The organism is Bradyrhizobium sp. RP6 (assembly GCF_003837805.1).
GTDB lineage: Bacteria > Pseudomonadota > Alphaproteobacteria > Rhizobiales > Xanthobacteraceae > Bradyrhizobium.
On sequence record NZ_RQIT01000037.1, the window covers coordinates 1 to 24,239 of the forward strand.

At 59.5% G+C, this 24,239-nt stretch carries 14 protein-coding genes and 4 pseudogenes; 8 read left to right on the forward strand and 10 right to left on the reverse strand.

Features of this window, described 5'->3' with window-relative positions:
• Positions 1 to 145: 145 nt before the first annotated feature.
• Positions 146 to 739 carry an HdeD family acid-resistance protein gene (locus EHH60_RS35260; protein WP_124163802.1) on the reverse strand — a complete coding sequence of 198 codons (594 nt, stop codon included), beginning with the start codon at positions 737 to 739 and terminating at the stop codon, positions 146 to 148.
• Between the two features lie 829 nt (positions 740 to 1,568).
• Between EHH60_RS35260 and EHH60_RS35265 the strand changes: the two genes are divergently transcribed.
• Together EHH60_RS35265 and EHH60_RS35270 are read left to right on the forward strand one after the other, a co-directional pair.
• Positions 1,569 to 2,072: an inclusion body family protein gene (locus EHH60_RS35265; RefSeq protein WP_036032112.1), complete on the forward strand. Its 504-nt coding sequence runs from the start codon at positions 1,569 to 1,571 to the stop codon at positions 2,070 to 2,072.
• 297 nt (positions 2,073 to 2,369) lie between these two features.
• Positions 2,370 to 2,924: an AidA/PixA family protein gene (locus tag EHH60_RS35270; RefSeq protein ID WP_124163803.1), complete on the forward strand. Its 555-nt coding sequence runs from the start codon at positions 2,370 to 2,372 to the stop codon at positions 2,922 to 2,924.
• Positions 2,925 to 3,124: 200 nt separating this feature from the next.
• Here the strand turns inward: EHH60_RS35270 and EHH60_RS35275 are convergent, their stop codons facing one another.
• The 3 genes from EHH60_RS35275 to EHH60_RS35285 form a co-directional block, all read right to left on the reverse strand.
• Positions 3,125 to 3,751 (reverse strand): gamma-glutamylcyclotransferase family protein, encoded by a 627-nt coding sequence (locus tag EHH60_RS35275; protein ID WP_245454675.1) that lies wholly within the window; start codon positions 3,749 to 3,751, stop codon positions 3,125 to 3,127.
• 259 nt (positions 3,752 to 4,010) lie between these two features.
• Positions 4,011 to 5,285: an IS256 family transposase gene (locus tag EHH60_RS35280; RefSeq protein WP_199752454.1), complete on the reverse strand. Its 1,275-nt coding sequence runs from the start codon at positions 5,283 to 5,285 to the stop codon at positions 4,011 to 4,013.
• A 67-nt stretch (positions 5,286 to 5,352) separates the two neighbouring features.
• Entirely contained in the window at positions 5,353 to 5,814 is a 462-nt protein-coding gene (locus EHH60_RS35285; RefSeq protein WP_225115040.1) for a hypothetical protein, read from the reverse strand.
• A 464-nt stretch (positions 5,815 to 6,278) separates the two neighbouring features.
• Here EHH60_RS35285 and EHH60_RS35290 point away from each other — a divergent pair, with 464 nt between their 5' ends.
• Positions 6,279 to 7,415: an MFS transporter gene (locus EHH60_RS35290; RefSeq protein WP_124163804.1), complete on the forward strand. Its 1,137-nt coding sequence runs from the start codon at positions 6,279 to 6,281 to the stop codon at positions 7,413 to 7,415.
• A gap of 307 nt (positions 7,416 to 7,722) precedes the next feature.
• Here the strand turns inward: EHH60_RS35290 and EHH60_RS38380 are convergent.
• A pseudogene (locus EHH60_RS38380) lies at positions 7,723 to 7,869 on the reverse strand (IS630 family transposase); the annotation flags it as partial.
• Positions 7,870 to 9,151: 1,282 nt separating this feature from the next.
• Between EHH60_RS38380 and EHH60_RS35305 the strand changes: the two are divergent.
• Positions 9,152 to 9,892: pseudogene (locus tag EHH60_RS35305) on the forward strand (IS3 family transposase); the annotation flags it as partial.
• Positions 9,893 to 10,240: 348 nt separating this feature from the next.
• Here the strand turns inward: EHH60_RS35305 and EHH60_RS37310 are convergent.
• From EHH60_RS37310 to EHH60_RS35320, 4 genes and pseudogenes are all read right to left on the reverse strand, one after another.
• Positions 10,241 to 10,390, reverse strand: coding sequence for a hypothetical protein (locus EHH60_RS37310; RefSeq protein ID WP_158626805.1), 150 nt, complete (start codon positions 10,388 to 10,390; stop codon positions 10,241 to 10,243).
• Positions 10,391 to 10,509: 119 nt separating this feature from the next.
• A pseudogene (locus EHH60_RS35310) lies at positions 10,510 to 11,159 on the reverse strand (integrase core domain-containing protein); the annotation flags it as partial.
• 363 nt (positions 11,160 to 11,522) lie between these two features.
• Positions 11,523 to 12,308 carry a helix-turn-helix transcriptional regulator gene (locus EHH60_RS35315; RefSeq protein WP_311739829.1) on the reverse strand — a complete coding sequence of 262 codons (786 nt, stop codon included), beginning with the start codon at positions 12,306 to 12,308 and terminating at the stop codon, positions 11,523 to 11,525.
• A 1,146-nt stretch (positions 12,309 to 13,454) separates the two neighbouring features.
• A complete protein-coding gene (locus EHH60_RS35320) occupies positions 13,455 to 14,078 on the reverse strand; it encodes a J domain-containing protein (RefSeq protein ID WP_124163806.1) in 624 nt (207 codons plus the stop codon).
• Between the two features lie 1,467 nt (positions 14,079 to 15,545).
• On the opposite strand from EHH60_RS35320, the gene EHH60_RS35325 reads away from it, so the two are divergent.
• The 4 genes and pseudogenes from EHH60_RS35325 to EHH60_RS35340 form a co-directional block, all read left to right on the forward strand.
• Positions 15,546 to 16,919: a hypothetical protein gene (locus EHH60_RS35325; protein WP_124163807.1), complete on the forward strand. Its 1,374-nt coding sequence runs from the start codon at positions 15,546 to 15,548 to the stop codon at positions 16,917 to 16,919.
• A gap of 148 nt (positions 16,920 to 17,067) precedes the next feature.
• The gene (locus tag EHH60_RS35330) at positions 17,068 to 17,373 is read left to right on the forward strand and encodes a hypothetical protein (protein WP_124163808.1); all 306 of its coding nucleotides are present in this window, start codon (positions 17,068 to 17,070) and stop codon (positions 17,371 to 17,373) included.
• A 2,203-nt stretch (positions 17,374 to 19,576) separates the two neighbouring features.
• On the forward strand, positions 19,577 to 19,996 hold the full coding sequence (locus EHH60_RS35335) for an SET domain-containing protein (RefSeq protein ID WP_124163809.1): 420 nt from the start codon (positions 19,577 to 19,579) through the stop codon (positions 19,994 to 19,996).
• Positions 19,997 to 20,474: 478 nt separating this feature from the next.
• Positions 20,475 to 20,907: pseudogene (locus EHH60_RS35340) on the forward strand (transposase domain-containing protein); the annotation flags it as partial.
• A 173-nt stretch (positions 20,908 to 21,080) separates the two neighbouring features.
• On the opposite strand, the gene EHH60_RS38385 reads toward EHH60_RS35340, so the two are convergent.
• Positions 21,081 to 24,131, reverse strand: a complete 3,051-nt coding sequence (locus EHH60_RS38385; RefSeq protein ID WP_245454676.1) for a Ulp1 family isopeptidase — start codon at positions 24,129 to 24,131, stop codon at positions 21,081 to 21,083.
• Positions 24,132 to 24,239 lie beyond the last annotated feature (108 nt).

Below are 24,239 nucleotides of genomic sequence, written 5' to 3' on the forward strand. Positions count from 1 at the left end.
TGATCTCGAATCCGGGCCTCATCAATTTGGATCACCTGACCCATGGCATTCCCATCGTTCATTCAAAGCTCCTTCATTCTAGAAGAAGCCGTCAATCCTGAAAGTGCGAAAGACTCTGTACGTTATCACCAAGGGCGCCCGGCAATTACGTCAACGATCGTGACTTCACGATGGGACTGCGGCGTAGGCCGAAGCTGACTCCAATCCAGCTCGCGCCCGCCACGATTAGATCGACGCCGAGAAACAGGCCCAGAATATAAACACTGCTTATCGGCCAACGCGCTAAGATCAACGATCCAATCAGCAGAGTAATGACGCCCGATATCGCCAGCCAGGACCGGGGCGTTGCGCGTTTGATGCTGAACGCCAGGATCAGGCGCATGATGCCGGCGGCGACCAGCGATGCGCCGAGCGCCAGCGTAAGCAGCACAGCGGCGAGCGTAGGATTATCAAATGTCACAAGCCCCGCGACGATGTAGAGCGCACCCAAAAGAGCGCATAGCAAGAACTTGCCCCAGGTCTTAACCTGGAAAGCATTGATCATTTCGGCAACGCCGGCGACGATCATCATCACGCCAACTAGCACCACACTCGCCATCGTCGCGAGCGCAACGCTACCAAGCGCCACGAAGCCAGTGATCAGATAAACTACGCCGAGGGCGAAAACCCAACCCCACTTCGTTAGCGAAGCGGTGCCCGGACCAGCTCGAAGCCGCACGATATCAGACGAACTTGTCATGGAGGTCTCCGTTGCCAAAGCTGTGCCGCAGCATGGCGCGCCTAGCCATCGCTTTGTTGCGATTAGGGTTGAGCTTGCGGGCCGTTGCGAGCAGCCGACTCAGTGTGCCCATCAATCTATATGCTCGCCTGCTGGGTGCCATCCGCATCGTGACCTCCTCTCTTCGGGCTTGGACCGCATCCCAGGACGCGGGAGGACCACATTACTAAGCCCGGCGAGGCGGTGTCGTAGGCCGAGCAATTGGCGTGCCACGTTTTGCGAGCCGCGCGTCGAGAGCGAACCAGCTTCTTCGTGACGCGATCGTGAAATCGCGGCCGTTTGTGGCAGCTTGCCGCCAAACGTCTTAAGTCCGACGCGCATGAACGCGACAACATGAACATCTTGCGCGTGGCGGCGATTGGCCTAACCGCATTCTCGAGGGGGTGGTATGCGCGCCCACACGACGGAGTTGGACAAACACGAAGGCCGAAAGCTGTCATCCATCCGGTACATTATCCTCCTCGGAGCCACTGGTTACAGTACTCCCATGGCTGAGCGCTCCAGAACCGAGATGGGGAGTGACGACGCCCTCGATAGTGATTCCCTCTCCTTTGGCACGGCAAATGCAGGTCTCCTGCAATGCGCGCGGCCTGAGGAGAAATCATCCTATGATCACGCGAATGGGCCGCTCACGAAAGCTCAAGCCTACTCGGCGGCCGCAACCAACTCCTGATGAACCGGTCGAAGCAGCGTAATCCAACGAACGGCGTTGTCAGGCATCGCAATGGTCTACGGCGATGGGGTGAGCTCGGCGAAAGCCGAACATTCCTCTTTGCAATGGAGAAGCATCATGTCCAGAGTCACAGACGTTCTTGTTGCTTTTGATACGGAATCCATTCTTCAGAAGTACTCGAATCCGAGCAAAAGACCGGACAGCCCCACTCTCATTGATTTCCGCCATGTCTACATGATCACAAATCAGGACAACGTGATCAGTGGGCAAGCGGGCGGCGAGCTCGACCTGAAGGCCCAGGTCGGGGATTTGATTCGTTGGCGCGAGACCAGCCTCTCCCTTGGGTTCGAGAAGTCAGTGATCTTCTACCGCTTCATCGGAAACGTAGGGAACGAGCTGATCTCGACGCCGACCCCGCGGAAGGCGGAGGCCTCGTTCGCGCATCCCAATCCTAGCAATCCGTCCGTGCCGACATGTCAGACGATCGCCAATTACTATTGGTCCTCGGAAACTTTGGCTATCGGACGAGTTACCTACCATTTCAACTTCATGGTCGTCGATCGCAATTGCAGCGCGCTGGGATACTTCTCGTGGGATCCGTTCATCAGCATCCACAATTGATGCGGATGATCATCAAGGCGTCGAAGGAACCGCGCAGCGGGGCAACGGCCATGATCCCAACCACCCTCGACTCCGAGGGTGGCATGAAATGGCAGGTGCGGAGCTTGCGGTCCGGAGGCGTGCCGACCTCACCCGTCGTCCCTGGCAGATCGGCCTTCTCGACCAGCTGTCGCCTTTTTCGCGTCGCTCTCGAATGAGACCGATTCGCCGTCAGCACCATCCAGTTCGGCCGGCCCAAGCACTTGGCAAGCTCCGCGGTTGCCGAGCATCCCACGGTCGGGAGGAAGGGAAACAGCAATGGCCAAAGACAGACCCTCAACCAAGAGCCAACGCTCCGAGTCTAACGTTGCCGTTCTCATCATCGTCGACGCCGAGACGCTACTGTCACGGTATCCGAATGCCAGTCTCTCGCCCGAGGCGCCCGTACGCGTCGACAGTGAGCATCTCTATGTCCTGGCCGCGCGCGATGGCGGGCCACTCGGGAGCAATGACGGCCATCTCGATCTGACCGTCACGCCTGGCGTCCATCTGCGCATCCGTGGAAGTGCCCTGGCCTTGAGAGGAGAGCATATCGTCGTGTTTGATGGGATCACGCAGGAACACGCTGGTGTCCTTTCCCCCTTTGAGCTTGTCCTGCGCCGAGCCTTGACCGTCGCGACGCCCAACTTCGAGAATTTGTTGCAGCCGGGCAACCAAAGCATCGACGACCATTTCTGGCAGAGCCAAGTGCTGGCCGATGGGGTGGCGGCTTGCGATCTGAACTTCATGGTCTTGAACAAGGCCTGCTTGGTGCTGGGATACTTCCGATGGCGTCTCCAGATCAACATCTCGGGTCTAAGGGAGGTGCCGTAGTCGGCCGCTCCGAGCGCGGTCGTTCAATCCCGAACCCGGCTGGGAGTTCTGTGAGAGCTCCTGGAATAGCCAGTTCTCGCGATGTCGCTCGGCCCGTTTAGCGGCTCAAATATCATGTATCGACGAGGGTACTGGCCGTGATCGAGAAGGCCAGCCGCAGCAAGGAATTCCGGACTCTTAACTCGAGGCGGCGCCGAGCCTTATCGCCGGCAGCGACCTTGCTCGTTGATGACCGTGACCATCTCGTGCTCGTAGCCAGCGCCGACGCCTTCGGCCTCGTCTAGCTTGGCGCGCTCGGCTGGATCGAAGCTGAACAGGACTCCGATCACTGTGTTGTTGTTACCACTAGCAAATGCGTTGCACTTCCCAGACAGGTCCCTGCTGCGCTTATGGAAGCGAAGCGCATGCCCGGGCAAGATAGCAATGCCGAGCGGCTTGCAGCTCGGCATTCGCTTGCGCAGCCATGCGGTCGACATGTTGGACCCGTAGGCAAGATAGACGCCTGGCTCCGGTGGCCCGGTTTTTGCTTTCTTCAGCGGCTCGATCGGCGGATCGCCCGGCCTGACGATCGTGCGCAGCGGAACCGTCATGATGCTGTGCTCTTCGGACTTTTCGCCTTCGCGAGTGATAATGGGCTGTCCATCCTCCAGGTCGAGGATTGGGACGGGCCTGCCGGTCCATCCACAATCAGCGCAGCGCGGTCGTTCCCAGAGTACGCCGGGTGCGGCAGCGTTTTCAGCGTGTTCTGGTTCGAGATGCGGCGAGCCGCAGTTCGGGCATTCCTCAGGCACACCGCGCAACGCACGAATGATCGATCGGGACAGCATTCCGCTGGCAACCTGGACATCACATGCGCCATGTCGGCATCAAGCCAGGTGGCGGACTTTGAATGCGTTAGCCAGTTGGAAAACGTCCATGCGGTCTCCAGAGCGCTTTTAACGGCCCCGCGACGCTCTTTGTTGGTGTCGCCCGGCAGAAGCTCGTTGCAGATGATTTCCGTCCACGCGCGGAAGTTCGCATGCTGCGGCGGTGTGTCGGTCCACATTGCCGAGTGAGCTATGGCTGATTTTGGGTGACGCGGCCTGATCAGGCGGCGTGGCTTTCAGTGTTCGGAATGACTTCGATTCCGTCGATGAACTTTACACCGGCGATGACTTTCGGCAACTGGTTCGTGCTCTTCAATCGCCGCCAGGTCTTCGATGCGGCGTCGATGAGCTTGAACACCATCAGCTTCGCGGTTTGTTGCGACAGCGATCCCTTGGTCCCCACCGTTCGGTGGCGCACCGTGGCGAAGACGCTCTCGATCGGGTTCGAGCTGCGTAGGTGGATCCAGTGCTCAGCAGGGAAGTCGAAGAAGGCGAGCAGCGCGTGGCGATCCTTGATCAGGCACTCCACCGCACGTTCGTATTTGACGTGGTATTTCTCGACGAAGACGTCGATCGCGGTTTCAGCTTCGGCCCGGTGTGGGGCCAGATAGATGTTCCGCAGGTCGTTCTTCATGGGGCCCTGCACGGATTTGGCGACCTTGTCGAGTACGTTGCTCACTTTATGGCACCAGCATCGTTGGTGCCGCGTGCCGGGAAAGGCCTCATCCAGTGCCTTCCAGAAGCCGAGGGCGCCGTCGCCGATGGCGAGTTGCGGGGCAATCCGTAACCCGCGTTGCCGCAGGTCGATCAGGAGTTCGCGCCAGCTCTGCGCGCTCTCGCGCACGCCGACCTGGAAGCCGATCAGCTCCCTCTTGCCTTCCGGCGTGGTACCAATCAGCAGCAGCATGCATTCGCTGTGATCTTCCATGCGGGCCTGCAGGTACACGCCATCGGCCCAGATGTAGACATAGCGACGCGCCGACAGATCGCGTCTCTGCCAGCGTTCGTACTCGACCTGCCAATCGGCCTTCAGGCCGGCGATCACCGAAGGCGACAGGTTCGGCGCTTCCTTGCCGAGCAGCGCCGAGAGCGCCTCCTGGAAGTCGCCGGTCGAGATGCCGCGCAAATAGAGGACCGGGATCAAGGCATCCAGGCTCTTCGTCCGCCGCGCCCATAGCGGCAGGATTGCCGAACTGAAGCGGAGGCGGTCGCCTGGCCCGCTCGCTCCGCGGTCGCGGACCTTGGGACGAGCGACCTCCACCGGACCGATGCCGGTCGCAATCGCGCGCACCGGACCGTGCCCATGTCGGACCAGGCGCGCCCGACCGTCGGGCAGCGTCAGATTGGCCGTGCTGGCCAGAAACGCGCCAACCTCGATCTCGATCGCCCTAGCAAGCAGGTCCCGCGCGCCGGCTCGAACGATATCGGTCAGTGGATCATCAACCGCGGACGGCTGACGGAAGCAAGAACATTGGTAGTCTCGGTCATGGCGTATCGCTCTCCTCAAGAGGTTCTGGCAGGCTCGTCACCCGCCTCGATACGCCGCCTTCCTCACACCGTCATCACCCAGATTCCGCCATAGCTCTTGCCGAGTCCTGCGCGACGCCGATTAGTTCGAGTAGCGCCTCGCGGCATCGGACGCCAACGGCCTGATAGTCAGTGAGGCTCTGGGCCTGTGTCAGGGCGGTTCCGGCTTCTTCCATCTTCGCGAACACGTTAGCGAACGGGAGTATGCGTAGATCATTCTCACGCTGTTCTTCCGTGCGCGGGACGCGGAGGATCAGGCCAATATGGAAGGTCAGGGCAAGGTCCATACTTGGGAATTGCTCCTGAGAGTAGAGCTTCGTGCCGCCCGTGATGACCCACCAGCGATCCTTATTGGTGTGGATGTCCCACACATCGTGGCGCGTGTGCCCGACGGTCTCCGAGTAGACCTTCTGCATGAAAGTCACTCCGAGATCGGCCGCCTGCCATTCAAAGTATTCTCGGACTTCCTCGATCTCTTCTTCGGTGGCTTTCAACATGATCGGCTCCCGCGACGGGCTCGTCGCACCGCGGCTGTAAAGGGTTTGCGAAAGCCTCAACAATAGACGAGTCGCGGAGCTTCCAAAATCCGGCGCGGCAACACGGGATGTCCGCTTCCACGAGCGGTAATGCTCTGATTGATCGTAAGATTTCCGCTTAGCCGTTCGGAAGCTGACGTCTGCCCCTTTAACACACCTAGAGCGCCCGGAGCCCGGCCAGCTCCGCAATCTACGGCTCACAATGGAGGCAACCGACGGCGGCCGGGATCGCTCATCGCGCGCCTGTGCCGGTCGAGACGATCGAGCCCGGCACGTGAGAAAGTTGGATAGATCAAGAGCTTGTGCGCAGTGCACCCTCATTTTTGGTGGGTGGACTCTTCCGTTTCGATCCCCCTAGATGGCGGAACGCTGTGCAATTACCCGGGCGCTGCGCTCGCTAGCAATTTCCTCCGGAGCTCCTAAAAATGTCTGCCGATCGGCCGGCCACGTGGCTCGCGATGCGTCTTGCATTTTTTGTCGCTGGTTTTGGTACGGCGGCCTGGGCGCCGCTGGTGCCGTTCGCGAAGGAACGACTGGCGGTCGACGAGGGCGTTCTCGGTTTTCTGCTGCTATGCCTAGGTTTGGGCTCGGTTCTCGCGATGCTTTTGACCGCCTTGTTGAGTGCGCGCTACGGCAGTAAACCGATTATCCTGATCGGTGGGTTCAGCCTTACACCCATCCTTCCTTGCCTGGTGGTTGCCGATACGCCTTGGGCGCTCGGGGCCGCGCTGGTCGCCTTCGGCGCCTCGCTCGGCGCGATCGATGTCGCTGCGAATATCTGTGCGGTCGAGGTGGAACGTGCAGCCAAGCGTCCGCTGATGTCCGGGTTTCACGCGCAATTCAGCATCGGCGGCTTTGCCGGCTCCGCCGCGATGACCATATTGCTCTGGTCGAATGTTGGTGCTTTTGCATCAACCCTGATCTGCTCGAGTTTCATGGCGAGCGTCATGGTGCTGACTTGGTCGCGATTGCCCCAAATAGCGCAAGCTCAGCGAGGGGTTTTGTTCGTCATGCCGCATGCCATTGTGGTGCTGCTGGCGGTATTAGCAGCGATCACGTTTCTTATTGAGGGAGCCATACTCGACTGGAGCGCCTTGCTGCTGGTGGACCGTGGCCTTGTACCGAAAGCGCAGGGTGGACTCGGCTTCATGCTGTTCTCCATTAGCATGACCGTCGGGCGCCTCGGAGGCGATTCCGTAGTGTCGCGCGTTGGCGACCGCGCGACACTAGTGGTCGGCAGTCTGATGGCCGTCGCGGGTTTTGCGCTTCTGCTGGCCGCCCCAGGCGCCCCCTTCGCGATGGCAGGTTTCCTGCTCATTGGTCTTGGTTCATCGAACCTGGTTCCGATTCTCTTCCGGAGGGCCGGCACTCAGAAGGTAATGCCTGCAGGTCTAGCGGTTGCCGCGATCACCACGGTTGGCTATGCGGGACTCCTCGTTGGACCGGGGTTCGTCGGTTTCCTCGCCAACCTCGCAGGGTTGCCGAGCGCATTTGCGATGTTGGCCGCACTCATGTGTCTGGTCACCCTGTCGGCGCGCATTGTCACCATCGAGGCGCGCTGAGATCGACGCGCCAGCGACACGCGCAGCTCGGCGGATGGCGGCACAAGCGAGCGCCTTCAGGCGATCGACGATCAGGCAGTGATCCGCCGCTGATGATGCGGAAGGCGCGCCGGCTCAAATTGAGGGGCTTCGCGCTAAACTCCCGAGGTTTTTCGGACCCAATTGTTGGCTCCTCAGTGTTGGCTCTTCACGTCATGGGCCGGGATCCTTTTCGGCTCGGTCGACGTGGCATTCCAGTTTACGCGGTGTCTGCCCGAGAATGTTGCGAACGAAGAAGTTTAGTGTCCTGAACCAACAATTCGCAAGATCACCAAGCCTGAGTTTGGGCGTTGTATCGGCAGAACCGTTCGGTGGAAGCGAGGATGTCGTCGGCGGATTTGGTCCATTTGAGCGGCTTGGGATCGTCGTTGTGACGACTGATGAAGTCCATGATGTCTGCGCGCAGAGCCTGTAGCCGAACACACCAATGAAATTCCAGCGATCTCTGCAGTCGTAGCATCGGTCATGAAGAGATCGCTTGTGCACTCATCAGGATTGTGACGGCCCCTCGGGCAGCACACGTCCGGTCTCCAAGGAGTGCGAGTCATTGGGGTCCGAACGATGCAGTCACCGCGTTTGTCCGATTGCTCCGCTCAATGACCGCGTCGAGGCCGCCGAGACGCCGACCATAAAGGCTTTCCCGAGCGACTCATAACCGAGGCCGCGCAGATGTTCGAACTCATCCATTCCTTCGATGGACCGGATCAAGAGAATCAATTTACCACTTCCGGCGCCTTCATATATCCGTGAGGACGGCTTGGGGTCGATCTAACGGAGCGACTCTGGAATGAAAAAATTGCTGTTTGAACTGCAAGCGCCGTCGCGCTTGCAACGGCGGCAGTGCCGGCCTTTGTTGCTGAGGCCGCCGCTCAACCCGTCGCCACCAAGGTGCAGGTAGCCGATACGTCATATCCTCAATGCGCGGACGACCCATTGAATGGTATCTGCGATCTGTTTTTTTGTTTGACCGATCCGGCGTGCGTACAGCACTAATCGCGGATAACAAACGAAGCATAAAATGAGGCGCGAGGCCTCGCAGGACCGGCCGCTCGCGGGAACAGCGGCCGCGTCCTCTTACGTAGAGAGATTTGCGATCCAGCCTCCTGAGTTCCGGTTCCGCCGTTCGAGCATGATCGCGTGGAACGGATCTTCCAGCACTGATCGGCCTCAACGATCAGGCAACGCACACCGCGGAGCCGCACGTTATCACGAGCGTGGGACAAGAAATTGAAGCGATTGTAATCGTTGATTGAATGGAGACCTCTCGATTCGCAAGGCCCAGCGACCGCTCTATCCGTCGAGCTGGGCCTGAAGGTGCATGCCTACGGGAGGGCGTGTCAACCTCCTCCCAATCGCGGACACTTGTAGTAGGCTCATGAGCACCGAGCTTTCGAGTACCACCAGGCCAGGCGGTCCGAACTGGTCGTATCCAGCTGCCGCTCGGTCACGTCGGTTTAATCGAGCTCGGTCTGCGCCACCTGCGGCGCTAGGGCGACAAGTCGCTTTGAGCGGCATGCTTACGCGCCTTATCCGTTCTTTTTAGGAGATACCCGCTGGAATGAGTCGAGCAATGCGCCGGCCTCTAGGCCGGCGCTCTGCAGTCGGATGTACAGCGCTACGCCTCATGCGAATTAATAGCCTCCTGCGAAACTTCAAAGAAGCGCATAGGTGCGACGTGCTGCAGTCCCAGCCGCTCGCGTGACGAAGAGCTCGGCGGCAAGGTGAAGGCCAGCTTCATGGCGAGCGACCGCACCTATGGTGCGCGCCGGGTGTGGCGTGATCTGCTCGCCGATGGGGCGGACTGTGGCCTGCACCAAATCGAACGGATGATGCGCCTGCAAGGCTTGCGGGCGCGGCCGCGACGCCGGCGCTTGCCGAAGGACAGCGGCGATCGACAGCTCGAGACCGGGCCGGCGAACCTCCTTGACCGGCAGTTCGCCGCCGAGCGGCCGAACCAGAAGTGGATCGCCGACTTTACGTATCTCTGGACGGCCGAGGGCTGGCTCTACGTCGCAGCGGTGATCGACCTGTTCTCACGCCGGGTGGTGGGTTGGTCGATGAGCGCCGCCATGACAGCTCAGTTGGTAACCGATGCCCTGCTGATGGCCGTCTGGCGACGCGGCAAGCCGGACGCCCTGTTGCACCACTCCGACCAGGGCAGTCAGTACACCAGCGAGCAGTTCCAGCGTTTGATGGCCGACCACGGCATTCTCTGCAGCATGAGCCGTTCCGGCAACGTCTGGGACAACGCAGCGATGGAGAGCTTCTTCTCGTCGCTCAAGACCGAACGGACCGCCAACAAGATCTACCGAACCAGAGACGAGGCACGAGCCGATGTGTTCGACTACATCGAAAGATTTTACAACACGATCCGCAGGCACTCGACCATCGGCTATCTCAGCCCGGTTCAGTTCGAGCGCAAGGTGGGATTAGCTTAACCTGGTGTCCATCAAACCGGCAGCAGCTCAATTCCATACTCCCTTGCCAAGACTGAGTAGACTCAGTCCACTACGATACGTTGTAACATCTGAAGCACTTACCTGTCGGTAAGCTGACGACGAAGCTGTCGCCAGGTGGCGACTATCGGATTGGGAAAGGCGGTGATGTTGCTCCTGAGGGCGCAGTAAGTTTGGGGCCCGTCTCATCTTCAAAATAAGTGGTCGTTTGTTAGAACGGATTGTAGCGACAAACCTCACTTATAACCCAAGAACCGGAGACGCAGCAGCAAAGCGCGTCGTGCGCTTGAGATCGTACTCGTCGAGCACAACGGCGACCCTGCAGCCCGATCATTGCCTCCCTCGCATCTCCGGCGTATAGGTGACGCCTTCGCCGAACTTCCATTCGAAATTGATGAAGTCCCCGCCGTCGGTGATGATGACCCGGGTCACAACGCCAAGCTTGGCGGCGACGCAACGTCCTGTTCCTTCGCGAGGCAAGATCACCGCACCAGAGAGAGCTGGTTCAAAATCCCGTAAGTAGATTCCGGAGCTTTTGGGGCACATAGGCCTGTCCGACTTCCACTCCACGCTAGCCGAATTGACCTTGCCCCCAGATTTTATCCAGTTCTGAGTTCGCTCAAGCCATTGGATTTGCCCAGTTGGGCGGTGGTAGCGACGGGAGCTGGCGCGGAGCCATCGGCATAGCGCAGTGCCAGATCCCGGCGCGGGTGGCAGGTGAAGGCGAACTCGGAGGGTGTCTTCCATCCGAGCTGTGAGTGCGGTCGTGTGTAGTTATAATCGGCGCGCCAGCATCCGAGCGCGACGCGGGTCTGAGCCAGCGACGTGAACAGCGTCTCGTTCAGCAATTCATCCCGGAGCCGACCGTTGAAGCTTTCGATGAAGCCATTCTGCATGGGCTTGCCCGGAGCGATATAATGCCAGGCGACGCGGCTCCGATCGGCCCAGGTCAGGATGGCGTTGCTGGTAAGTTCGGTGCCGTTGTCGCTGACCACCATCTTTGGCTTGCCGCGCTCCATGACCAGCCGATCCAACTCCCGCGCCACCCGGGCCCCGGAGAGCGAGGTATCGGCCACCAGCGCCAAGCACTCGCGGGTACAGTCATCGACCACGGTCAAGATGCGGAAGCGGCGGCCATCCGTGAGCTGATCGGAGACGAAGTCCAGTGACCAGCGGTCGTTCGGTGCATCGGCACCGTCATCAGCGCCCGGGTCCCGATCGCCCGCTTGCGGCCGCCACGGCGGCGCACCGCTGGCGCGGCCTCGATCGCCTCGGGACGGTTGCTGGGGAGAATGAAGATGATTCGGCGTCTTCCGCCGTCTCGTTGAGCCGCCTGTTTAGCAACACTAGATCGCTTGAGAGGCGGATTGAGAGTCTGGCGCAACGAGAGACTTGCATGCAACGACGACGCCCGAAGTCCACACCGGGCGCTGTTGAGGGATACCGCATACGCGCGCCTGATGCGCTTGCGTGCCCAGCTATCTGTTTTGAGCCGCTTCCGTTGAAGTACATCGTTGAAGCCACTTGAGATCGGTTGTCCCGATCCGCGGCAATAACAGAAGAGCCCGCCCGAAGACGGGGCCTTTGATCGTGCCTTTAAACGGGCGCGGAGTTAAATGAGGCGGCGTCGGGTTGCTTTGTGTACAGCATTTGTCCGGTTCGCCGCCCCTAGCTTTCTGACGACGTTCTTCATGTGAAAGTTGACGGTATTCGGGCTGACCTCCACAAGTCGCCCGATTACCCAGGCTGACTTTCCTTCTGCAACCCAGTATAGGCACTCTGTTTCTCGCTCGGTTAGCGGAATGTCTGGCTCGCAACCTTCATCAACGGGCGGTGTAATCTGTGCGACAGCGTTGTGAAACGCCGACGCCAATGTCGCCAGATGAGCCATGCGATGCTGTGGATCGGCATCATCGAAGGGAGATGCAAACGATACGAAAGCCAATCGGCCTTGCGATCCAAACAATGGCACGCTTATGCCATGCTTAAGACCTGCTTCTCTGGCCTCGTGCAAGACGCGCAGCTCACGGGGCTGCAGTTTATATTTATTGGTTAGGTCATCCCAAAGAAAGGGCCTTGGCAGCATTGCTGTCCGACGGACTACCGGGTCGATCGCTCGATACTCTTGCTCAGCATAGCGTTGGCACCAATCAGACGGGAAGTTTATCGTTGGCGGGGGCGGCAGATAGTCCAGCAGACGACGCTCATTCGAGCAGGTGAGTGCTGCGTACGCGACTTTATTAAAGCCTTCATTGCTCGCGAAACTCACAAGAAGCTCGAACAGCGCTTTGATTGATCTTGTCTGTGTAGCGCATTCGACGAAGCTGAATAGGTCTGGCCCGCGGCTTTCCCGTCGGCTTGAAGAGAGTGGCATTTGGCCGTGCGATTGGTCATCCATTTCTATTTCCCATTTTACTTGTACAGATGTTGGCTCTGCTTGTTGCAGCTGGACGCCCGCGCGGGAAGGAAAGCGCCGAGCCCGAAATGTTTGCCCGGGTCCCAGCGCGTACCGATCAGATAGGTGGAGAAAACCGGCGCGCGCCCCCGCAGGTTGAGCCAACGCGGAGCTGAGTTGGTTCGTTGCCGACCGGTCGGGTTGCTATCCGAGCTGCCGAATCGTCACGTGCGTATCCAGACTCTCGAAAGAATGGCTGGCAAATGATGCAACGGTTGCGGCGGACAAGGTCAGCACTTCTCGTAAGAACATACCAACGTCTCAAGCGGCGACGTAAAGAAGTGCGCTCGGCACGGAACTCTTCGCGCAGCTCGACACGCCTCAGGTCACGGACCGGTGCAGCCCCTCTCGGGCGCTTGCGCATGTTGGGCCGCCACTCGCGGACATTGACAACCAGCTGCTTGACAAGGACGACACCGTGCATGCGATCCTCAGGACTTCCAAGAACCAGCATGATGGGCACAGCAATTCTCGTACCACTTTCCGATTTGGCAAAATCGCCCCTTAAGAGAGAGGCACTAAGAGAAAGACCGTCTCATCTGAGTTGTTTCGAGCGGATGCGACATACGTCAAACATGCGACAACGTCGTCAGACGCGACATCGAATTGATATAGATCATGAGAATGATTGCGGTTGCCTCACCTGCATGACGCGGAACGGGATGGGCGCTGCCCGTGCGGTCCTAACGCGCAAGCCAAATACAGTACGGGCCTTTCCATCCTTGAAATCGAGCAGCGCAGCAGCAGTTTAGTGTTGCGGGGTCTTTGAGCAGCCGAGGACCGGCGCCTTCAGCGTTTCGCTGTGGCGCGCCTTTGCGAACCGCCCCCTTCGGCGTCGCGAGGACTTGCCCCCTCTTTGCAACGCCGAGGAGCGAGCAAATGAAAGAGGAAAGAATCACGGAAGGCTCGTCGTGGATTGATCCGGAGCGCGCTGTTGATAAAGACTCCGGCTAACGTGGCGGAGATGCTGCACCTCTCAGCCTAGGCGTGGGGGTCTGAAGCGGATTACACCCCAGCTCGGATGCAGCTTTCACACGATGAAGTGCTAGTAGCGGCCGGTGGGGTGAAGCCGTTCAAGTCGTGTCCGCCCTAGCTCTCGCGCACCACGGTCTTGAGGTAATGGTAGGCCTTGATGATCTCGACCAGGCGATCCTCCGTAGATCGGTCGCCGCCATTGACATCGGGATGGTGCTGCTTGACCATCGCCTTGTACTTCGCCTTGATATCGCCGAGCGTCGCATTGGCATTCAGGCCCATCACCTGCAACGCTTTCCGCTCGGCATTTAAAATCTTGCGCGCCTCAGGCTTGGTCTCCGCGCGGGGGCGGGTACCGGCGCGTCCGTTCAGCTCGAATTGCGTGCAGAAGGCATGCCAGTCGTCCTCGAAATCGGCCGCGCTGCCGGCCATTTTGCGGGCGCTGATGTTCTCGCCCATCTTCCAGGTCGGACGATGGCCGGTCAGCGCGTCGTTCTGGTAGCGCGCGACCGCTTCCGCGTCCATTCCCGTGAAGAAATTGTAGGACTCATTGTATTCGCGAACATGGTCGATGCAGAAGTGCCAATATTCGCGCGCATTGTCGCGGCCCTTGGGCGCGGGATGGGTCGCCTTGTTCTGGCAACCAGGCCATTCACATAGCGCCGAGGTCTGGCGCTCCCGCGCTTCCTTCTTGTTGATGCGAATGGAGTCGAAGATTTTGGAGGTGTCGATCAGCATGACTGGATCCGTTAGCGGAGCGGCAGTTAACAGCGCCGCTTGTCTGCTAGAGAATTGCGTTTGGATTGCAAGTTGGTCTCGGCCTTTGCGTCTAGTTAGTGGCACGATGTAGCAGGCACTTCTTAGCAATCGACGTGCCAGGACGGCCGAGCTTGGTTCAGGCAAGCATCTCTTCTGCGATTCAGATCGACTCAATTGCAATTTGCTGTCGGGTTCTGCACATAGAGGTCTTGAACGGGACCAGGTGAATACGAAGAAAGCGGGAGCTGCGCAGGAATCTGGGTGATAACGCGCTCAGAGAGGCAGCGTATCCAGGTGGATGGCGAACCTGCGAGAACTTCTTCAAGGACCCGATGAGGCCCGAAGGAGACGATCAACATCCTGCCCTTCGGTCAGCCGCCTGTGGTTGATCATGCACTGCTACAAATTGTCCGCAACATAGCGCGCGATCTGTTCGTCCGGGCCGTCCAGACGCAATTGCCGCGTTTCGGAGACGCCGGCGAGCTGAAGCCGCCGCGGATGGTCGCGCCCGGCCGTGCGGCACGGCCGTGGGCCGACGCGCAACATCGAAACGGATATTGGCGCAATCGAGATTGCCAGGCCCAAGGTGAGGACCGGCGCGCGAGCGGCTCGCCAGTTGGATCGGCTTCACCTCGGTGATTTTGCCAGTCCGAGCGCGGCGAACTAGGAAGCCTCGATCCCCTGCTGCCCGCCCCTTAGCTGCGCGCTATGTCGACAGGCGATCCAGGAGGCGCTCTCGGCCTGCTGGAGGGGATGCACCGAACCTTTCGCCTTCGATGATTTCGGGCCTGAATGACCAATCGCAGGGCGAATACGAGCGCCCGCAGCAAAAGGCCGTCAACTTGCTCAAAGACATCCCGAACTGGTTTGGAGTGGCAAGAAGGCCAAGCAGGATCTCAATGGCGCCAAGCCGGGCGGTCGCGGAGCATGCACTTGATACCTTCGCCGAAAGCCGCGCCAAACATGCGCGTGACGTGATTGCCGGACAAGGATCGCCAATGTACAGCCCATTGGCTTTCTTTGACTTTGCTGCCGAGCACCAGAGCCAGCTGAGAACTGCAATCCAATCGAGAGCATCCGCCGCGGCGCGGCACACAAGCCTGCGAGCCAAGGAAGCGTTGTCGGCACAAGCCGTAAGATTGTTGGTGCAAGCTGATCGAGATGGCCTCGAAACGTGCGGGTTGACTGAAGAGACCCAATTCAGTTGCCGAGATGGTCGCGGCGTCAGAGTGCCGACGCCATTGTGCTCGTCCCGAACGGGCAAAGCCATGCCGCCTGCTCGGTTCTGTCACGAGTCGCGTTCAAGAGCGCGAAATGATTGATCTGAGATCGCAATCCGTAAGTCTCTAAGCGCGTCAGCTTGTCGACAGCTGATCCGAATAGATCGGGAGAGTGCGACACTGTCGGCTCAGCATTGCGAACCGACCCAACCCCCGGGGAGTTGACATGGACCCATTTAACAGCATCAACCCATTCGACCGTGACCACGCCGCAGTGTCACAACCGCAACAGCAGCAAGCGGAGTTTGAGCCGTACTTGGATGAAGTGCCGCAGCTTGATGCCCCTGCCGTTGCAGAGATCCCCGCTTCTTCAGATCCCTACTATTTTCCTCTGTCTGAGGAAGAGCGTAGCCTCATCGAGGCTTTGGATCTTGGGCACCAGGCGGCCCACGGTCCTCATCCCGAAGACGCCGTCACCAGACACCTCGGGGACACCGCTGCCGAGCACAGCGCGCCGCGGGAAGCTTGGACTTGGCCGAAAGAGCTGCCTGCGGAAGGTCACGATCAGGACCCGCTGCGAGGGATGATGGGCGAACCCAACCTAACATCGTCTCTCCCAACCGCGCGCGATCACCAGGGACCGGACCGCGGAAAAGCCGTTCAGTTCAACTGGAGCGACGGCTACCAACCGGCTCGGAACGAGCTGACCGGGAGCGCTCCCTCTTCAAGTCACGAGGTCCTCATGGGTGAGGATTACACCGGGGAGTTGAGGCCTGCGAAGAGGCAGAGAACACTAAGCCATACAGAAGGGGATGCTATCGGACGCCAGGTGAGCGAGCCCGGCAGTTCAGTCGTTCGCGAGCCGATGGAAGACGCCGGCGCACCGTTTCAGGCCAGCGATCGGCTCGTCCTTCCCGCGGAAGGCTACGATCAGGATCTGCTGTGGGCGATGGTGGGAAACGCCGGCCCATCGTCTTCCGTCCAGCCAACCGAGGGTCATCACCAAGGGCTGGATTCAGAACCGGCCGTTATTCCCTTCAATTTCCGGCAGGGCCACCAGCACGCGTCCGCTGCGCTTGACCGTAGCAACGTCGCGCCGAGCCAGGACAGCCGACCCAACAGTTTTATCGTTCACAATGACCGCTACACGGCGCTGTTCGTGCCCGCGGCAACGATGAGGCGAAGCACCCCTCTTCCGCAAGGCGCTGCCATTCCTCTGGGATTTCGGCTGGAAAACGCTCCGCAGCCCAGCGCGCAACCAGCGAACCGAGCCTCATCATCGCGGCTTGGACGGTCGATGGAGCAAGCCGCTCCGGCGTCCTCCTCCAGGGCTGAGGGGACGTCCCCCGCGCCCCGCGAGATTTATGCTGCATCATTCGCCGTTCCCAAGAATTTTTCGCACGGCGACCAACCAGCCCCGGACACGATGCTCTCGATGCTTCGCCGCTGGGGCCAGTTGCCGAACGATGCGCACCCGGCAATAAACTACGATATTCTCGGCGAGCGTTACACCGCCCTCTTGGGGCCGGGAGGCCCAAATGACGTGCGGCTCATCCATCACCCAAGCAATGGAGATGCCGAGAGACAATCCCCGCGCTAAGAATTAGGAACCCGACCACATAGCTCCGGTATTGGACTTATTAATGTAGCATAGCTTGCGCCAGCGAGCTTGGCGCGGTTCCGGGGGGTCCGGGTGAGCGCTACCCCGCCCGATTAACTTGCGCGCATCATCGCTGTGCGGCTCCTCGTTGAGCCGCACAGCGATCTTCTTTGATCTTCCGAACGCCAAAGCTGCGAAGAACACCTACGGTGTTATCGCCGTTGCGTTTTACAGCATTGCCATTGATTGGGGCCTCGGCCCCGAGACAGGGAAGCATCCTCGAGCCCGCATCGAACACGCGTCGGCTGAGCTTAGCTGGCTGCAGATGGGTGTGGTCGTCCATCAGTCCCAGATGCACATCCTGGCCGTGGCGTTCCGCAGAAAGCTCGTCTGGCCGACGAGGCGCTGCCCAGCACCTCGTCGATTCGCCTCGAGCCTTTCAGTACATATCTGAGGGGTCAGCAATGGTCCGGAATACCGTGCGCGATCTTCATCGCTTAGCCCAGCCGACGTGTTCCGCAGCTCACACAGTGCTACCCCGAAGCTACTGCCGTGGTTATACTCCTGACATGTGCATTCAACGTCCCCGCGGAAAGCCGGTCAGCAATGCCCTTCCCATTTTTCGGCGTAGACAGTCGCTGAAACCTTAAGAGCAGTGCATAGACCGTGAATTATCTGTCGCTACTCCGGTTTTGGACGCTTTGATGAGAACCGCGTCCTCCGGGATAAGGTTTCGGTTCAGCGCGGACTGCCGTCGGCACTGCTCTGCCCGTCGAAGACGACGACCTGAGATGACCTCTCCTCAAGGAGCTTCAGCGCAGGATGAAGCTGAGCAAGCCGCAGCGACCTCTGTCCGGCTGATCAAATCGGCAAGATTAGTGTTTGAGGACCCTCAAAATAGCGAACGAGCCGCAAAGACGATCGCTGCAGCATGGTTGCCAAGCACCAAAGCTGTATCTGTCCGCGACCAGCTTTCGCTGCTGAATGTCAACACCAGGAACTCCGACCCCGAGGCTGCTGCCCCATCTAAGCCATATCGCGACCATCTTGTGTGAACGACCGCACATCTCGCGCGTACTTTGATGCCGGGACAAATCATAGGGCAAGGCTCGCCGGCGCGAACGTTGAGGCGTTTCGCACTTCCTGCCGGCTTCAACTGAGGATCGCCGCGACAATGTTCTACCTGAGCTGATCGTGCAAGCCTGCCTGGCCGAAAGTAGCACCAGGCGGGCACACCGCGGCTCCCGGAAGCATCTGGCCGGCGCGACTCGCGCGAGGCGATCAAGTTCACGAGGCGTCTGCATGCCCCTAGCGGCGGATCGACGAACGCCACATTGAAAGATGCCTGGACCAATCGTGCGCAGGCTGTGCCGTGCGTTTGTTGCCTGTTTCAGTGTCCGGGCTGAGGAATAGAGCGCGGGGGAGTACTTTCTGGCACGAGTGTCGTCTCTCTTTGGAACCCGGCGCGATCACGGCTTGGCCGAGAAGCTGCTCTCAAAGGAACGGCCCGAGCGAGCAATGCAGCCCTGGTTATGGCTCGATTACCTCGTGGCCATAAGGCTAGAGGTGGCCCTTCGATTTAGGGAAACGATCTACTCTGGCTTCAGGTCCGCTCTGGGGTCTCGACGCGGAGAACATCGCAATTCGTTCATGCGCCGCCTGCAGCCGGGCCTGGCGAGTTTGCCGATGAGCTTGAGACAATCGGCTGCGACCGGCTGCGGCTTCGGACAAAGCGCATAAGCCTGTCGTTGCTCACCTGCAGGATCAGCCGTTTTGCGGAGCCTACTGTCCGTTACCGCTAAGCACCAAACCGGGATGCTGCACCCTAGACTCCAGCCTCGCCGCGCGTCGCGCCGATCGCGTCAAATCCCTTACGGCCAAACGCTTAGTGCAGATCCGGCGTCCTCACAGGACGGCCTCGACAGGACGGCCTCGCAGCGGAAGCGGCACGGGCGATGACCAGGAGTCTACGAGCGCACCACCAGCTCTAGGTCGCTCACAGGTGACCGATACGGTGCATACGCCCGCGAAATTATCCTGCACCTGACCTGCCATCGAACTTTCTTACAGCAGCAGTCACATGTCGCGATTTCAGCGAGACCGCGCTTTAGACCACCCCAAGGCTAGAGCTTTGTCGCGTGATTATGATGGCAGGCTGGTTACGCCGACGTGGTTGTGCGGCGAAATCAGCGTTCGACAGCCGATCGCCCACGGGGTGGCCGTTCGCTAACGATGTGCCCATGTCTCCACTTCTGTCCTGGGCATGCGCAAGGGGCACCAGTGGCCATGGACGCTCGGCGCGAAAGCAGCTCTTGAGGGCCTCGATGAAGCCGATGTCCGCGGCTTGCCGGACGGCGATAAAGCAAGCGTGTCGCCGCACTCGTAGGCTTACAGGTCACGATCGCGCGACATGAACTCGCCGCCTTGGTCACGCGGATCTTTGATTGACGCAGATCTTTGCAATCCCACTGACTTGCACCGCTTCCACCGCCGCCAAAATGGCGGTACCGCGAAAGGCGATCCGCCAGCCGCTGCGGCAACGAATGCGAAAAAATCCAATTTGGGACGGAGGCGCGATTAGACGACCCTACCGATTTGCGCAGGAGATTTCGGGGCTCAGGTCAGTTAGCTTGCTGGGTGTTAGGGAGACTTCTTCAATGTTGATTATCGAAACTGTTTTAAAGCCAGACCAGTTTGGCGGTATTGGACTTTTCTCCGCTGCCCTTTTGCCCAAAGGTTCGCTGATTTGGATTCACAACCCAATCGTTGACATCGCGGTAACGCCTGAGCAGTACGAAGCTCTAGCTCCAACATTTCGAGCTCTACTTGATAAGCATGCCTATCCAAGAGACTACAAGGCTAATGATGGTGTTATAGAGTACAATGCTGACAATGCCCGCTTCATGAACCACAGCAGTCAGCCAAATACATATCAGGACGATCATTGCCGAATTTTAACCGCGCGTGACGTACAACCTGGTGAAGAACTGACTTGCAATTACTTGTTTTTCGATCCGACGTGTGACTTATCGTGGGCTAAAGAACCATCGGTGAATGTTGATGCCCCAACGGGCTAGGCGGCAGTGGATTGAGTTCGTGGTCTGACGACTGATTCGTCGGCGAAATTTACGGGAAGAGTTTCGCCAACTAATTGCGGCCATCGACCGACCCAGCTTTGCGGCTGCCTCCTCGAGCCTGAAGATTATTGCGAGCGCAGCCGTGTTCGACATCCCCGGCGCGCAGAGTGCGGTGGCCCGCGGCCCGGAACGTGCTTTCGATGACGTATAAGCGCGACGTGGAGTTCACAACATCTGTAGAGCCTACCCTAAGGCAAGATCTCCGCAGATGTGCCTGATCTCGCACTTACTTCAGAATCTGACGACGCTCGATCAGTTCCCAGTCGTTGCTGAGAAGGCGCAGGAGCTGAGCCTGATAGGTATCTTAGCATGCGCTGATTGTGCAACGTCAGAGTCGCAGATGTGCTGTTCACAAACGCACTTGATGAGACCGCTTGCGGCTCGATCTTTGCCCCTCGATTTACGTCCGCGCGCAGCGCAGAGGAAAAGCAAGCCGCTTCTCGAGGACATGCACGTCTGGTTGTTGCGCGAGCGCGAAGCCCTCTCGCGCTCCTCCGACGTCCTGAAGCCTAGGAACTACATGCTCAGGCGCGGGGCGACTTCGACTTCGCCCGTTTCCTCGACGATGGCAAGATCTGCTTGACCAATGCGCTGAGCGCGCATTGACAGGCATTGTCTTGGGAAGGCGCAACTAGACCTTCGCTGGTAGCCAGCGTGGCGCCGACCGTGCCGCCATCATGCTGACGATGATACCGACCTGTCGCCTCAACGACGTTGATCCCAAGGCCTGGCTCGCCGAGGTCCTGGCCCGGATCGCCGATCTTCCCGCGTCGCGCCTGCACGAACTGCTGCCCTGGAAATGGAAGCTCCTGCGCCAGGCCGATAAGCCCGCCGGGTCAGCAGGCCGCTGACCTTTCCCCCGACCGATCATAGAGCTCGCTGTGCCCGCGGGCATGCGTCAATCAGGCGGTCTTCGTCGTATGCGTACTCAGCTCCTCACGTGAGACACTATAATGCTCTGCGAACACACCGATTGCGGATCTTCGATCGGCGAGAACAGCATTTCACTCGGTCGTGGCCCTATTCAGTTGAAGCCGACACCAGCGCCTAGTCGGTCCCGCAGTTCCTGCCGACTGATGACAAGATTGTTGAGGTTCAGGTCCGGCCGTCTTGCTGCCAATCGCCTTACCAGTTCCCTGGTGCCGTCCAGGACAAAGACGCCGCAGTCATAACTGTTCTGCTGCTGTCTTATCGGGGCCTGTTGCAGGTTAGCGTCGAGCCGTCCTGCGAGTTCCGCTGCGAGCCCGTCATTGTATCCCTGGGTAGAGTCATAGTGATAGGCGACCCGCCGGCCACGATCGCGGCGATCAACCAGCAGCAGCGACCAGTGACTGCCGCGCTGATGTCTATCCGTATCGCTGGCATCGCTTACCGGCAGGAACAGGAAGTCAGCTGTACCAGGGCGAACCCACCCTAATGCTCGTTCGGCTACCTCCTTGGAGGGGGATCGCAACATTTGGGCTATCAGGGGATCCACGAACCGCGTCCGAGCGGCGAGATCCGGATTGTTCTGCTGCAACTCCTGCGCCAGGAGCTCATAGTCCCGCTGGATATGCTCGTCACCCAGCCACTGCGTGGGCCCCAGCACGGGACCGCTGCGGTGGCCGGAAGAGGCAACAGTAGCCGAGGGGCCGATCTGAGCACCCGGGACAGGGGACGGGCGAGGATGATGGATGAATTGCGCAACGCGGCGTCCTCGCGGCCCCAATGTGATCGAGTAGGTCTCACCGTTCATGGAGAGCTGGGTTGGGCCGCTGAACTGGGTCGGCAGGACCCTGATATTATCCAGGACATCGATTAAGAAATCCGGCACCGGCTGGGAGCCATCCTGCCAATCCTCGTCGACTCGGTATCCGATGTCCTCAAGCTCCTGAAGTACGCCCGATCGCCCGACGAAGAACGCGGGTTTACCGGCAGGGCTGAGCACCGGCGCTGACTGAGCATCGTCACGCATCTGCTGCGGTGTGTACGGCAGATCAACGAAAGAGTTGAGACCGCGATAGATGTCTGACGACTGAGCTGGCGTGTCTGATGGTTCGGTGAAGAGTGGCGGTCTGGCGGCAGCCCCACCCACCGGCGCGGACTGAGCATCGTCTCGCATCTGCTGCGGCGTGTACGGCAGATCAACGAAAGGGTTGAGATCGCGGTAGATGTGTGACGACTGAGTTGGCGCGTCTGATGGTTCGGTGAAGAGCACCAGTCTAGCGGCAGCCCCACCCACCGGCGCCGACTGAGCATCGTCTCGCATCTGCTGTGGTGTGTACGGCAGATCAACGAAAGAGTTGAGACCGTGGTAGATCTGTGACGACTGAGTTGCCACGTCTGATGGTTCGGTGAAGACCGGCGGTTTGGCGGCAGCCCAACCCACCGGCGCTGACTGAGCATCGTCTCGCATCTGCTGCGGTGTGTACGGCAGATCAACGAAAGAGTTGAGACCGCGGTAGATGTCTGACGACTGAGCTGGCGCGTCCGACGGTCCGGTGAAGAGCGGCGGTCTGGCGGCAGCCCCACCCACCGGCGCTGGCTGAGCATCGTCTCGCATCTGCTGCGGTGTGTACGGCAGATCAACGAAAGAGTTGAGACCGCGGTAGATGTCTGACGACTGAGCTGGCGCGTCCGGCGGTCCGGTGAAGAGCGGCGGTTTGGCGGCAGCCCCACTCACCGGCGCCGACTGAGCATCGTCTCGCATCTGTTGCGGCGTGTACGGCAAATCAACGAAAGACTGAAGACCGCGGAAAATGTCGGGCGACTGAGCTGGCGCGTCCGATGGTCCGTTGAAGAGCGGCGGTCTGGCGGCAGCCCTACCCACCGGCGTTGACTGAGCATCGTCTCTCACCTCCTGCGAGGTGTACGGCAGATCAACGAAGGAGTCGAGACCTCGGTAGATCGCCGACGACCCATCTGGCACCGCTTCCGGCGTCGGCCACTCAAAATCGTACGGCAGGTGCGGCGACCACGTTGAGTTCGACTCGCCACGCCGCGGCTCCCCACCCGCCTGTTCAGGGCAGACGCCCAGCGCAGCGTTCGCCTCGACGAGCAATAGGTAGCTCCTAAGCCGATCGAAGCCCATGTCCGCGTTTCGATTGGATTTTTTAAAGTCGGTGTGATCGTCGTTCAACGACTTTTGCTGCTCACTGGTGCCGGTGAGTCGGCTCACTATGCTCCCCCGCCCCTCCCTTTGGAGCCAAGCACCCAATCTTCGTTGGTTGCGGGCCAGATTTTGAACAACTTTTTTCCGGCTCTTCTCCTCGGGTTTGAGCATGCTCAGCTCTGCCTTTTCCAGGCCATCAATGATGCGGGCGTCATCGGGATAAAGATGCAACGCGGGCGACGGGACAGCACGACCGCTGGGCTTCCGAGATGCACGCGCGCCGGGAACGTTCTCGGCATCGCGAACCTTGCCTAATGCGAACAACAGAAGCTCGTCGTTCGGGAACAACTTCTGAGCAAATTCAATGCGCGCCGCGTGGTCTAACCCGGATATCGAGTAGCCCGCAAGATTAAGCGCGTTAGAAAATCTGCGAAGACTACGATCATGACGAGCAGCACTGCCCGACGTCATGCCACTGGCATTAAGCCGCTCTGAGAGGGGCGCATCTTCCGCTGAAGGGATCGTGCGCGGCCGCCCGCCAGAAGCTACATAGCTCCGATCATGATACGCACGAAGGACACCCAACCCTTTCTTCATGTCTTCGTCGTTCGGGAAGTAAGTCTTGACATGACGGACCAGGGACTGGTGGTCCCTCAGATCAATCGTAATGCGATGAGCGCCAAGATCATTTCCAAGTCGGCGAAGCGCCTGAGTATAGCGCTTAACCGTGTTCCGTTGTGGGTTTTTCTGAGCTGCATATTCGGCAATCGCCTTGTCGATAGTGTCCCGATGTTCTGCAGAGAGATGGGGATGGTAGTTGCGGCCGCCACGGGAGACAGGACCCGGATCGGGTGAGCGCGCCTCGGCCAAGTGCTGCTCAAAGCCCTCTTGCCCGGCATGGCCCCCCTGGTCCTCTTCCAAGACGGCGTGCTGCACCGGGGACCAAGCTGTTGGATTGGGTGGATCGAAATTGTACGGGTCCACGATAGCCTCACGTCCAAGAAATCAATTGAGCTGATCCTATTATGGATAGGCTTTCCAGAAGCTGACGAGGCCGTCGCTCGTGAAGCAATGCATCGCCACATCTGCAAA